11 protein-coding genes are annotated in these 13477 nt (G+C 51.2%); 4 read left to right on the top strand and 7 right to left on the bottom strand.

From position 1 onward, the window contains the following. Positions 1 to 188 precede the first annotated feature (188 nt). Positions 189 to 563 (top strand): hypothetical protein, encoded by a 375-nt coding sequence (locus tag ACQUQM_RS05430; RefSeq protein ID WP_432473469.1) that lies wholly within the window; start codon positions 189 to 191, stop codon positions 561 to 563. A 41-nt stretch (positions 564 to 604) separates the two neighbouring features. On the opposite strand, the gene ACQUQM_RS05425 is transcribed toward ACQUQM_RS05430, so the two are convergent. Further along, complete coding sequence (locus ACQUQM_RS05425) at positions 605 to 934, bottom strand: hypothetical protein (RefSeq protein WP_432473468.1); 330 nt, start codon at positions 932 to 934, stop codon at positions 605 to 607. 692 nt (positions 935 to 1626) lie between these two features. Here ACQUQM_RS05425 and ACQUQM_RS05420 point away from each other — a divergent pair. Beyond that, positions 1627 to 3225, top strand: coding sequence for a BCCT family transporter (locus tag ACQUQM_RS05420; RefSeq protein WP_432473467.1), 1599 nt, complete (start codon positions 1627 to 1629; stop codon positions 3223 to 3225). A gap of 95 nt (positions 3226 to 3320) precedes the next feature. Here ACQUQM_RS05420 and cysG read toward each other — a convergent pair whose 3' ends face one another. Continuing rightward, positions 3321 to 4781 (bottom strand): siroheme synthase CysG, encoded by a 1461-nt coding sequence (cysG, locus tag ACQUQM_RS05415; RefSeq protein ID WP_432473466.1) that lies wholly within the window; start codon positions 4779 to 4781, stop codon positions 3321 to 3323. Between the two features lie 436 nt (positions 4782 to 5217). On the opposite strand from cysG, the gene ACQUQM_RS05410 reads away from it, so the two are divergent. Both ACQUQM_RS05410 and ACQUQM_RS05405 read left to right on the top strand, forming a co-directional pair. After that, entirely contained in the window at positions 5218 to 6786 is a 1569-nt protein-coding gene (locus tag ACQUQM_RS05410; RefSeq protein WP_432473465.1) for a trimethylamine methyltransferase family protein, read from the top strand. 367 nt (positions 6787 to 7153) lie between these two features. Beyond that, complete coding sequence (locus ACQUQM_RS05405) at positions 7154 to 8134, top strand: GlxA family transcriptional regulator (RefSeq protein WP_432473464.1); 981 nt, start codon at positions 7154 to 7156, stop codon at positions 8132 to 8134. 110 nt (positions 8135 to 8244) lie between these two features. On the opposite strand, the gene ACQUQM_RS05400 is transcribed toward ACQUQM_RS05405, so the two are convergent. The 5 genes from ACQUQM_RS05400 to ACQUQM_RS05380 all read right to left on the bottom strand — a co-directional run bounded on the left by ACQUQM_RS05400 (position 8245) and on the right by ACQUQM_RS05380 (position 13451). Next, positions 8245 to 10275 (bottom strand): ASKHA domain-containing protein, encoded by a 2031-nt coding sequence (locus ACQUQM_RS05400; RefSeq protein ID WP_432473463.1) that lies wholly within the window; start codon positions 10273 to 10275, stop codon positions 8245 to 8247. A gap of 9 nt (positions 10276 to 10284) precedes the next feature. Then, on the bottom strand, positions 10285 to 11193 hold the full coding sequence (locus tag ACQUQM_RS05395) for a dihydropteroate synthase (RefSeq protein ID WP_432473462.1): 909 nt from the start codon (positions 11191 to 11193) through the stop codon (positions 10285 to 10287). Positions 11194 to 11195: 2 nt separating this feature from the next. Further along, the gene (locus tag ACQUQM_RS05390; RefSeq protein ID WP_432473461.1) at positions 11196 to 12209 is read right to left on the bottom strand and encodes a methylenetetrahydrofolate reductase; all 1014 of its coding nucleotides are present in this window, start codon (positions 12207 to 12209) and stop codon (positions 11196 to 11198) included. Further along, a complete protein-coding gene (locus ACQUQM_RS05385; protein ID WP_432473460.1) occupies positions 12206 to 12682 on the bottom strand; it encodes a methylenetetrahydrofolate reductase C-terminal domain-containing protein in 477 nt (158 codons plus the stop codon). The genes ACQUQM_RS05390 and ACQUQM_RS05385 overlap by 4 nt, the downstream gene beginning before the upstream one ends. Positions 12683 to 12746: 64 nt before the next feature. Continuing rightward, positions 12747 to 13451 (bottom strand): DUF1638 domain-containing protein, encoded by a 705-nt coding sequence (locus tag ACQUQM_RS05380; RefSeq protein ID WP_432473459.1) that lies wholly within the window; start codon positions 13449 to 13451, stop codon positions 12747 to 12749. Between the last annotated feature and the right edge of the window lie 26 nt (positions 13452 to 13477).

Raw genomic sequence — 13477 nt, 5'->3', positions numbered from 1 at the left:
CAATATTGAAGCAATTATTGTTGAAGCCAGGAGAATCCTTTACAGCTGTCAGCCTGCACCGAACCTCGTTAGAATACCCTTTCGATCAAAGAACAAAGGATTTCCTCCGCCCTTCACTTTAGAGGTATATAGCCTTACCCTTGCGCTTGCTATAGTCTGGCACAGAATTTACAAACAGGAGCCCTGCCTTGGAAACCAACAAGTACTTTTATCGTAACGTTATTTTCACCCGTAAGGGCGGCAAGGTCGCATTGGTTGATATCCATAATCCTGCGCACACAACAGATATTGAAGACTGGCTGGGTATCGTCGTATCACTGGCTGATGGTCAACATACCCTGCAACAGCTTATCGATTATATGGCGGCCCAATACCCGGCATCGGCACCTACCGAATTGGCCAAAACCATTGAATCGGTTGTCGAGCGACTAATAGAAGGCAAGATGATCCAGCTGACCGATGAATCGGTTGAATTGCCCTACTATCTGTCGGAGCCGATTGAGAAACTGGATCTCGAACAAGCGCGCCAGAAAATGCACGAAGATGGTTATACGCAGCACTAACTGCATAGTAATTCTGAATGATTAACCAGGCTTGCGCGCTGTTAACTCTCAAGGCGCGCAATAAAGTCTGACGCCTCCTGCCGGGTAAAGAAACGACCCAGGCGAACAAAGCCCGATATAACCGCACCACTTATCTCTTTGACACGACCAGCAAGGTCGCGCTGGGTAATCCATTCTTCGGGCAATCCATCGAGCAGGTGACAGGGCGCGATCCGACCATCAACAAACCGGGACAACTCTACCCGTCCGCTGACTGAATCCATAAACGCCGGCAAAAAGCAGGCTGAAGCGTTATTTTCACTGACGCCACCGGTACCAGAAAACTGTTCATTCTCTTTCTCTAGTATTCTTGGCATACCCTGCTGTAACATTTTGACCACCCTCCAGGAACTGACTCTTAACTCCCTTTAACTCCCTGGTTCTCTAATTTGATAACTAAACCATCACTCACTGATCCGGCTCACACTTTCAATTAAGTAAGTGCATAACCCGGACCAACATCGAATTATTTCAAATAGCAGCTGAAAATTATTGATTTGTTTGTGGAATTTTACAATTAGAAGAAATCAAAGCACGACCTTGAATTATTTCAGAAATGATCATTTCATGAATTAATAGATCAAATAATCACAAAAGACCCATATCTGATGATATGGCTAAGCAAGCAAAGAGAAAGATACAGAAGTCGCTGACAAGCGATTTCAGTGGATCTATGTATTTCAAACAAGGACCATCGCACCAGGCCCCGCATAAATTGACTTTGACCTACCATTACACGCGTTAAAGTATCTACATAGACTTGTCGATTGAGCAAACCATCAAACAACAGATTGTCTGTCATAAAGACGATCATTTATTCATTTATTTTGTTTTTCTTTTTTTATTTAACCGACGATTTCAGTGCATTACAGGTCGCAATCAGAACCATCACGCCTGTTTACACTTCTTTATGATGTTGCATGAGTAGATTAGTACTTTCTGTTTTCTGCGTTTCTGTTCCCCTGGCCTTCGACAGGAACGCAGGAAAGTGCTGACTCATAATAAAAATAACAGGAGTAATTCAATGTACGAAAATGCTCAAGGCGCCCAAACTGTGGCAGCAGGCCCGGATACCAGCTCGGAATATACTTCCGACTACCAGGCCGGGCAAAACAATATTCAGGTTATGGGGATGGATATCCATAACCCTGTATTCAGTACCAGCGCATTTGCCATCCTGGCATTTGTTATTCTGACACTTATATTTCCGACCGAAGCCAAAGAGATGCTGGTTGGTGCACGCACCTGGTCAATCGAGACCTTTGACTGGCTGTTTATGATTGGCGGCAATCTCTTTGTGTTGTTCTGCATCGCCCTGATTTTTTTGCCTGTTGGCAAGATCAGACTCGGCGGAAAAACAGCCAAACCTGACTTCAGCAGAATGTCATGGTTCTCGATGCTGTTTGCTGCAGGCATGGGCATCGGCCTGATGTTCTGGAGTGTTGCTGAGCCGGTAGCTTACTATACCGACTGGTGGGGCACGCCGCTTAATGCAGCAGCCAATACTCCGGAAGGCGCGTCTGCCGCAATGGGCGCGACGATGTTCCATTGGGGTCTGCATCCTTGGGCTATCTATGGTGTCGTCGCTTTAGCACTGGCATTTTTCACCTACAATAAAGGCCTTCCGCTAACGATCCGCTCCGCTTTCTACCCACTACTGGGTGAGCGAGTCTGGGGACCAATGGGACACGTAATCGATATCGTAGCGGTATTGGCTACTATCTTTGGCCTGGCGACCTCTCTGGGTCTGGGCGCTTCCCAGGCAGCAGGCGGCCTGAACTTCCTGTTCGGCATTGATAACAATATCTCCACCCAGGTCGGTATCATCATTGCGGTATCAGCAATCGCTATATTCTCCGTAATACGCGGTCTGGATGGTGGCGTTAAAGTGCTGAGTAATATCAACATGTGCATCGCCGCTGTACTGCTGCTGTTCGTGGTTGTTGCAGGCTCTGTCACAGCTTTCTTTGGCAATTTCGTCGGCACACTGAGCAGCTATGCCAGTGACATTATCCCGCTGAGTAACTGGATCGGCCGGGACGACGAAAAGTTCTACACCGGCTGGACTGTGTTCTACTGGGCATGGTGGGTATCCTGGTCTCCATTTGTCGGGATGTTCATCGCGCGTATTTCCAAAGGCCGTACGGTACGTGAATTCATGACGGCTGTGCTTCTGATTCCAACCCTGGTATCCGGGATCTGGATGGCAGCCTTTGGCGGTAGCGCTCTGGACCAGATTCAGGGCGGTGTTGGTGAACTGACTAAAGGTGTTGGTGATGTATCCCTGGCGATGTTCCACATGCTGGAAAACCTGCCTCTGACAGAGCTGACGTCTATCCTGGCAATCGTGCTCGTACTGGTGTTCTTTATCACCTCTTCCGACTCGGGCTCTCTGGTAATCGACTCAATCACTGCCGGTGGTAAGGTCGATGCGCCAGTGCCACAGCGTATTTTCTGGGCTGTGCTTCAGGGTGTTGTTGCTGGTGTATTGCTGTATGGTGGCGGCTCTGAAGCACTGACCGCACTGCAGGCTGGCGCGATCACAACAGGACTGCCATTTACTGTAGTACTGATCTTCATGTGTCTGAGCTTATATAAAGGCCTGAAGAGCGAAGTTCAATAAGTTCCTCTGCAACATAAAAAAGCCGGCTTATTAGCCGGCTTTTTTTACCATTTAAAAAAACAAAAGACTGAAGAATACTGCGAGGAAAGAATAGATTAACAGGCTCTGGAAACGTTCTCAGCCATCTCATCCGGCAACACCAGACCATGGTTATACATCACCTCTTCGCCAAACCAGGCCAGATCATCATGCAGACTCACGACCTCTCCGACAATAATCAGTGCTGGCGCCGCCAGTTGTGCCTGTCGCTGTTTTCCAGCCAGGTCACTCAGAGTCCCGGTCAATACTTTCTGCTCAGAAGTTGCGCCCCGGGAAACAATAGCCGCCGGCGTATCAGCAGACCTGCCATGACCGATAAGCTGTTGAAACAGGTACGGCATATTCTGTAACCCCATATAGAACACAACAGTCTGGTTAGGATGTACAAGCTGGGCAAAATTAAGATCACTGGTGCGGTTTTTTAACTGGCCGGTCACAAATGTCACCGACTGGGCAAAGTTACGATGGGTCAGCGGTATTCCTGCGTACGTGGAACAAGCGCTGGCAGCAGTAATACCAGGCACTACCTGATACGGAATTTCATGCTGCTTCAGGGCCTGTAGCTCTTCACCGCCGCGACCAAAGACAAACGGATCGCCCCCTTTCAGGCGCAATACCCGTTTTCCGCTATGGGCAAACTTAACCATCAGCCCGTTGATCGCCTCTTGCGACATCGCATGATTACCACAGCGCTTGCCAACATAAATCTTCTCGACATCAGTATGACAAAGCGCCATAACCTCAGCGGAAACCAACTGATCGTAAAGTACGACATCCGCCTGCTGCATCAGCCGCAATGCTTTGAAAGTAAGCAACTCGGGATCTCCCGGGCCGGCACCGACCAGATAGACCTCCCCTGTCTTATATGCAGGCTGATACTCAGGATCACACTCATCCAGAGCCCGTTGCAATAGCTTTGCTGCCGCGTCTTCACAACCGGCAAATACGTTCTCTGCAACCTGCCCCTGCAGGGTTTTCTCCCAGAACCTGTGTTGTTCATTAACGCCACTAAACCGGGCAGCCACCTGTTCGCGAAACTGTCCGACCAGCTTACCCAGGCGACTGTAGCCCTGGGGAATCCAGGTTTCCAGCTTAGCCCGCAGTAAACGCGCCAGCACCGGTGACTCCCCTCCCGAAGAGACACCAATAATGACCGGAGAACGATCAATAATTGCCGGAAAAATAAAACTACACAACGCGGGGTTATTCACCACGCTAACCGGTAACCGACGTTCGACAGCATCGAAGTGAACCCTGCTGTTGAGCTGATAATCGTCCGTTGCAGCAATAACCAGATCAGCACTATTAAGAAACTTACTATGGTAATCATCGATGATTACCTCGCCCTGATGCGTATTAACCAGCTCAGCAAGTTCGGGATTAACAGCATGGCTTATAACCACCAGTCGGGCCCCGGCCTGCACCAGCAAGCTGGCCTTGCGCAACGCCACCTGCCCGCCACCAACCAATACAACAGTTCTGTTTTCCAGCTTGAAGAACAGCGGTAGATAATCCAAATCGATCTCTCCTGACAGGAACATACGCACCCAGCCGTTACATTGGGCTTGCTTAGGTACTCTGTAGCAGCATAAGCAAAATAGCCCGAAGGCGATTGAATGCAAACTGCTGCAGCAAAAAACAATAAATCTAGCAAAACAAGTCTCACCAAAGTATCTCATTTGCGACCCATCCGGTCCTGCAATAGAAGCAGCCGTAACAAGCTTCAGCAACGATAATCAGAAACGGCAAAACCGGATCATATGCGACAAATCCCTCCCTCGGAGTGACGCTTTGAAACAGAACAATGTCGCTAATGGATCAGCTCCACAACTACTGCCAAACCATACTGATTGAAACCTTAAACAGGCAATCGAGCGACCTCAGCAGGTCATCGACTTATTAAAAATTGGCATCACTGACCCAGGTTCACCTGAACAAATCGGAGCACAGATAATGAGCGATACAGAAGCACCCGTACGTGGACGACGCAGCCGTCGTGGCCGAGCAGGCCGTTCAGCCGGATCTCAGGAAGCTGTTGCCAGCGTACCTTACATCACCCGTAACATTCCCTACTACGAAGTGCTTGATGACGACGGCCTGAGCCTGATCGAGCAAAATGCCGAAACCATTCTCGAAGAGGTCGGCATTGAATTTCGTGACGATGAAGAAGCGTTACAGATCTGGCGTGATGCCGGCGCCGACGTTCAGGGCCAGCTGGTAAAATTCCCGCGCGGCATGTGCCGTTCCCTTATCCAGGCTTCAGCTCCCCGGGAGTACACACAACACGCTCGTAACCCGGCACGCAATGTACGCATTGGCGGCAAGAACACAGTTTTTGTTCCAGCTTACGGCTGCCCGTTCGTCTACGATATGGACAAAGGCCGACGTTACGCCACCATCGAAGATTTCCAGAACTTCGTTAAGCTGGCTTACATGTCACCTAGCCTGCACCACTCCGGCGGCACCATCTGCGAACCTGTCGACCTGCCGGTTAACAAGCGTCATTTCGACATGCTTTACACCCACATGAAGTACTCCGATAAAGCCTTCATGGGCTCCGTAACAGCACCCGAGCGTGCGGAAGATACGGTAGAGATGTGTAAGATCCTGTTCGGTGATAACTACATCGATCCGGAAACAGGCAAACCAAAGACCATCGTTACCAGCCTGATCAACGCTAACTCACCAATGACCTTCGACGATACTATGCTGGGGGCGGCCAAGGTATATGCCCGAGCCAATCAGGCCTGTGTGGTCACCCCGTTCATCCTGGCTGGTGCTATGTCACCGGTTACTGTAGCCGGTACGGCAGCGCAATCCTTGGCTGAAGCGATGGCGGGTATGGCATTTATACAACTGGTAAATCCTGGTGCCCCAGTGGTTATGGGTAGCTTCGCCAGCTCAATCTCCATGCAGTCTGGTGCACCGACCTTCGGCACCCCGGAACCTGCTTTGGTACTTTATATCATGGCCAATCTGGCACGCCGGCTGGGCGTACCATTCCGTTCCGGTGGCGGCTTCTGCGCCGCTAAAGTACCGGATGCTCAGGCCGCTGGTGAAGCGGTAAGTACTCTGATTCCAACCGCTCTGGCTGGTGTTAACTTTGCACTGCATACTGCCGGCTGGCAGGAAGGCGGATTGGTAATGGGGTACGAAAAATTCGTCATGGATGCTGATAATGCCGGCATGATGGAAACCCTGCTTAAAGGGGTAGACCTGTCGGAGAACGGCCAGGCACTGGATGCTATCCGCGAGGTAGGCCCTGGTAATCACTTCCTCGGTTGCGCTCACACCCAGGCTAACTTCAAAACCGCGTTCTATCGCTCTCCTTTAGCGGACAACAATAGTTTCGAGCAATGGGAGTCTGAAGGTAGCAAGACCCAGGAAGAGCGAGCCAACGCGCATTGGAAAAAGATGCTGGCCGACTATCAGGCGCCCGAACTGGATCCGGCGATTGACCAGGCATTGCTGGATTATATGGAACAGCGAAAGGCATCTTTCCCGGACTCAAATATCTCCTGATAAACATAGTAGTTTGAATAAAATAGTAACTTGAAAAAACACCGCGAAGGCTGCTATACCTTCGCGGTGTCAAAACTAAAAAAATAATAAAGATTATTAACATTCTATGCTGTAAAAACCAAAGGCAACCGGCCCGATAATAATACTCAGGCTGATCCCTTGTTTTTGACAGGTAGGTTCGCTGTGCAATATCCCACGGATGAGAACCTTCGCTTCCAGACAATGGAAATGAAAAGCAGCCAGCGCACTATAATTACAAAAATTATGAGCTCTTCCATCAATGCAGAAATTATCAGTTTTTGCAGCTTAAACCTGCAGCAAGGTATGTGCAGGAAGAGTGCAGTAATAATATTCCGATGAGGAAGACATGACACCTCAGCAGCAACAAACCAGACCCATGCGTTTCGGGTTCCTGCTAGTACCTAAATATTCGATGATTGCGGTCACTTCCGCCATCGAACCTCTCAGAATGGCCAACCGGCTGTCGGGAGAAGTACTTTACGAGTGGCCCGTAATTACGCTGGACGGTGCTCCTGTACCCGCCAGCAACGACCTGATGATTGCCCCGGACTACTCTATCGAAGAGGCGCCTCCGCTGGACATGATCTTCGTCTGCTCCGGGGTAGACGTAACAGGCGTTTTCTCAAAAGACCTGCAAAAATACCTGTGCAACCAGGCCCGTAAGAAAGTTAAGCTCGGCGGCTTGTGCACCGGCACATATCTGCTAGCCCGCTCCGGTCTGATGGACGGTTACAAATGCACCGTGCATTGGGAAAACATAGCCAGCATGCGCGAAGAGTTCCCTAAACTCCAGCTCAGTGATGAGCTATATGAAATTGATCAGGATCGTTACACCTGTGCCGGTGGCAACGCCCCCATGGACATGATGTTGAACCTGATAACCGAAACCAACAGCGGCAAGCTCTCTGCGAACATCTCAGAACAGTTCATGTGCGACCGAATTCGTGGCCGCCATGACCGTCAACGCACGCCTCTACAGTTACACCTTGGCTCTGGCCAGCCGAAACTGATCGAAGCAGTGACCCTGATGGAAGCTAATATCGAAGAACCTATGAGCGTCGATGAGCTGTCAAACCTGGTAGGCATTTCACGGCGTCAGCTGGAACGTCTTTTCCAGAAGTATCTTAACTGCGTACCCACCCGCTACTACATGGATCTGCGACTCAACTGCGCACGCCGATTGCTGCTACAAACCGACAAATCTGTCGTCGATGTATCTCTGGCCTGCGGCTTTGTCTCAGCACCACACTTCAGTAAGTGCTACCGCGACTTCTTCGGCCTGCCACCACGAGATGAACGTAAACTAAAAGTACCCGGCCGGGAGTAACCTGACAAGAGAAATGGAACTGCATCGCCGCTCATCCTGAACGTAAAAAAACCGGGTGCATCACCCGGTTTTTTATTTCTCAGATCGCTTCTGTCGCACGCCGACTCTATCTATGAGGCTCGTCGAACCCGGCGCCGGCCACGGCCAGCACCGCGACTACCGCCAGCGGCATTTACCACACGACGCTCAGGCAACTGAACCTCTTTGGCCAGTTCAACGAACTGATCGGTAAGATGCGGAAAAGCCATCGACTGCACAAAATGATCCTGGAACTTAGCCTCGGTGGCGGTTTCTATCTTCTCCACCCGGCGCAGCACCTGCTCAATTTCATTACGCTTAGAGCGATCAAGCAGTGCGATTCGAGCACCGGTACCGGCAGCATTACCCACCGGTCCGACTTTCTGCAGATCACAGTCCGGAATCAGGCCCAGAACCATTGCGTACTTAACATCGATATGGCTGCCAAAAGCCCCTGCCAGAGAGATACGGTCAACCTTGCTGATACCCATATGGTCAAGCAACAACTGCGTGCCTGCATACAATGCGGCCTTTGCCAATTGAATCGCCCGGACATCATTTTGCGTAATACTCAGGGTCTTAGCCCCCTCATACAATACATATGAGAAAGTTCGTCCATTAGGGACGATACGGGGACTCTTCTCCGCCATCGCAGGATCGATCACACCATCGGAATCAATCACGCCCGCCAGGAACAACTCCGCCAACACTTCAATAATGCCGGAACCACAAACTCCGCTGATACCGATCTTGCGAGTCTGTATTGTAAATTCCGGATCATCAGACCAGAGATCACAGCCAATCACTTTGAAACGGGGTTCCAGTGTTACAGGATCAATGCGAACCCGTTCAATAGCACCTGCTGCTGCTCGCTGACCGCAGCTGATCTGCGCACCCTCAAAAGCAGGACCTGTCGGACTGGACGCGGCCAGCAACCGATCCTTATTGCCCAGCACTACTTCAGCGTTAGTACCAACATCGACAATCAGTGTAATCTCGTCAGCCTGATCCGGACGTTCCGCCAGAATAACACCGGCAGTATCAGCACCGATATGTCCGGCAATACATGGCAGCACGAAGCATCGCGCCTGCGGATGCAGATGAATTTCAAGCTCAGCTGAACGCACAGTCACCGGACGATCCGTCGCCAGCGCAAACGGAGCCGACCCCAATGGCGTCGGATCAATTCCCAGGAACAAGTGGTGCATAATTGGATTACACACTACCGTCAGCTCGAGAATATCTTCCAGCTCGATACCGGCTTTCCCGGCAGCATCCTTTGCCATCTCATTAAAAGCCTGGCGCACCGCCTGGGTCATCTCACGATCACCGCCTTCATTCATCATGACGTAGGAAACCCGACTCATCAGGTCTTCACCAAAGCGAATTTGCGGATTCATGACCGATGAGCTGGAAACCACATCAAGACTGGTCAGATCACACAGATGTGCCGCAACAGTCGTCGAGCCCAGGTCTACAGCCAAGCCATAAACCCGCTCTTTAGTACCTGGCCATACTGCAATTATCTGGTTCTGATCTTCGGTATCATGGTACACCGCAACGGTCAGTTGTCGCTCAGCACCATCTAATGCCGGCTGTAATGCCTGTAGCACTGATAGATCGGTACTGATCGCCTGAACCTGATGCTGATCGAGTAACATCTGCTGCACCCGCCGCAGATCAGACTGCGGTTCATCCATATTCGGTGGCGGTACCTGCACAGTGAATAGCTTCACCGCCGGATCGTGATCGATCTCAACAGCGGTCGCCTCTTTCACTATATGCTGTTTATGTATCTGGCTGTCGGACGGTACATCAACAACCATATCGCCCAGGATCCGGGCTGAGCATCCCAGGCGACGTCCGTGCCTGAGTACCTCGTTATTCTTACCCTCTTCCCGCTCAGTGGGGGGGGTCAGGTGTTCGGCCAGGGAGGTAATCCCATGTTTGGGAAACTCCCCGACACTGTGCATGACCTGACATCGGCCACAGACTCCGCGACCACCGCAACTGGATTCCAGATCAACACCTAATTGCTGTGCTGCCTGCAATACAGAAGTACCTACCGGGAACTCACCCCGCAGACCGGTTGGCGTAAAAACAACTGTAGCTATGTCAGACATATTTTTTCCTCAGGCAGTACGACGACGACGGCCGCTGGTACGACGACCACGGGCACCTTCAGCACCTTCTGCAGGAGCCTCACGGAAACGCTGAATCCAGTTCATGCAATCCGGGTCACGCCCCATCATAACGTCAGCACCCAGCGTTGCGGCGATAACTTCTTTATGCAGCGGGTTAGCGATTGCAGAGGTCATGCCTGCAGCGATCGCCATACTCAGGAAAGCACCGTTAACGCCATCCCGGTTAGGCAGGCCAAAACTGATGTTAGATGCGCCACAAGTAGTGTTAACTTTCAGCTCAGTACGCAGACGATGGATCAGTTTCAACACCTGAACACCGGCAGTGTTAACCGCACCTACCGGCATTACCAGCGGATCTACGACTACGTCGCAAGCTGGAATACCATAATCCGCAGCACGCTGGACGATCTTCTTCGCAACTTCAAAGCGAACATCCGGATCCTGGGAGATACCGGTCTCATCGTTAGAGATAGCGACAACCGCTGCGCCATATTTCTTAACCAGCGGCAGTACCTGCTCCATCTGTTCATCTTCACCGGTTACCGAGTTAACCAGCGCTTTACCCTGATACACTTCCAAACCGGCTTCAAGCGCCGCCACGATAGAGGAGTCGATGCATAATGGGATATCACTGAAACCCTGAATCAGTTGAATTACTTCAGCCAGAATACGCGGTTCGTCAGCCAGAGGAATACCGGCATTCACATCCAGAATATGAGCGCCAGCTTCGATCTGTGCCCGGGCATCCGCTTCTACACGGCTGTAATCGCCCTCTTTCATTTCAGCAGCCAGAATCTTACGTCCGGTAGGGTTGATACGCTCACCGATAATGGTAAACGGACGCTCAAAGCCGATGATGGCTTCTTTAGTGGCTGAGCTGATAATAGTATCGGTCATGATTATGCTCTCTCTTTGAGTAACTCTTCGTCGCGTCCCGGATACCAGGGCACACGCCCATCCAGTACACCCGAACGATCAATAATTTCAGCTACCGCCTCTTCCTGACGATAAGCCATCACATGCACCCCACTCACGCCTTCGATCTCCCGAAGCTCCTGAATCAGGTCTATACAGATCTGCTGGCCCTCTTTTTTCTGATCTTTTGCGCCAGCCAGACGTTTAATCACATCGTCCGGAATATGGATGCCAGGTACATTGTTGCGAATCCAGGTGGCAGTTCTGGCCGATGCCATTGGCCCTACGCCAGGCAGGACAAAAACCTTCTCCAGCAAGCCAAGGTCACGCGAACGGGCCATAAACTCTTTAAAGCGGGGAATATCAAAGCAGTAGTTGGTCTGGATAAACTGCGCACCGGCGGCGATTTTCTTCGCCATACGATGGGGACGAAAATCGTACGGTGGCGCAAACGGGTTAGACGCGGCTCCCAGAAACACCTTAGGCGGATCGGTCAGCTTACGACCACTGAGAAACTCATGTTTATCGCGCATGCCGCGCACCGTTTCCAGCAATGACATACAATCCAGGTCGAATACCGGCTTAGCCTCAGGATGATCACCCGCCTGCACACCGTCTCCGGTCAGGCAGAGCATATTCGTAACGCCCATCGCCGCACCGCCGAGGACATCGCCCTGAATAGCGATACGATTCTTATCACGGCAGGAAATCTGCATCACCGGGGAATAACCAACCCGGGTCAGCAACGCACACATACCCACGCTGGACATATGGCAGTTGGCACCGGAACCGTCGGTTGCGTTCATGCCATCAACATAACCATCAAACACCCGGGCACGCTCGTAAACATCTTCCGGATTAGCAGAATCCGGCGGCGCAAGCTCGGAAGTCACCGCAAAATGACCGGCCCTTAACACCCGCTCCAGACGACCCGGAGACGTATGGTCTGGCAGAATCGGTAACGGATCGCCGATGTTTGGTTCATCATGAAAAATCACTGTGACTTCTCCCCAGACTGTTCTTTACGCTTAGCGATCTGCCGCACTACCCGCAGCCAGGATGAACTCCCCTGCTGGCTGAAATTAACCGGCTTCTGTACCGCGAAAATTCGATCACCATTTTTCATTTTCTGGCTTCCTTTCCAGCCTTCTACCCAGACACAGCGGCGATCGGCGTATACCTCGCAATTACCATTCAGGCGTACGCCGCCACATGGACCATTGCGCAGATTTTTCGGACAGTTCATAGAGCAGGACATACCGGTAGAGCTCAGCGCACACTGGCCACACATCTTGCAATCAAATAGCAGCCCTTTGCAGGCCTGCTCAAATTTGCTCATCGGCTTCTCAGCCCGCTGATAGCCGATCTTGCTCCACACCGGGTGCAACTTAACCAAAACAGGCTCAAACATGTTGTAAATACGCTCAAACGCACCCGCATGGCGTACTACCCAAAGACGAACGGAATACACATATACCTCCCGCCACGATCGCTAAAACCGTGGAATCAAACTGCAACGAATAGGGATAATCTGGTTACTTCAGTTCAACCGCGATTCTGCGGTTAAAGGTTTCAAGTGCGGCACCCAGATCACCGCTACCGCCTACGTAATATTCAAACTCCAGCCCCAGTCGATCTGCGGCCGCCTGAGCCTGACGTTTCAGGTCATCATTATCGCTCTGTGCGATATACAACAGCTTGCGATAATGACCAAAATAAAGAGGCTCCAGTTCAGGCTTTCTATCCAGCCCGAGCCCTCGGATAACCAGACGATCAAAATGACGCACCAGAAAATCAGTCAGGTAAAAAGTACCTAGCTCATCTTCATGAAAACGGCTAAAACGTTCACCGCCACTGAAAAACTCATAGCAGTGAGCGCCGGGGATCCTTTCTATGCCTTCCTGCTCCAGCATGGCATCCAGCAATCCACCAGTACCGCAGTCACCGTAGGCAACAAAAACCTGCTGCCCTTTCGCTTTTGCAGCATCAATATGCTGTTTAACCGCCGCCGGAATCTTTTCCGGAAAATTATGTAACTCAGCGCTAATGCTCTGTGTCTGCAGATGAGTCCAGCCATTAGCCCGGGAGATCGCAGTGATCTCCCGCAAGAGCGCCGAACAGGTAATCACTACCGCAGAAGCATCCGACCGTTCGGTCGAGTATTCACGGATCGACTGCGGCACTTTACAGGCCCGCTGACGTGGCTGATCCTGCTGCTGTGAATTTACATCTGCCTGCATATTTGGCGCCCCGCTAACTATCTATA

The organism is Amphritea sp. HPY (assembly GCF_050870985.1).
Taxonomy (GTDB): Bacteria; Pseudomonadota; Gammaproteobacteria; order Pseudomonadales; family Balneatricaceae; genus Amphritea.
Note: the sequence above shows the minus strand (reverse complement) of the source record. Positions and strands in the feature narration are given on the sequence as shown.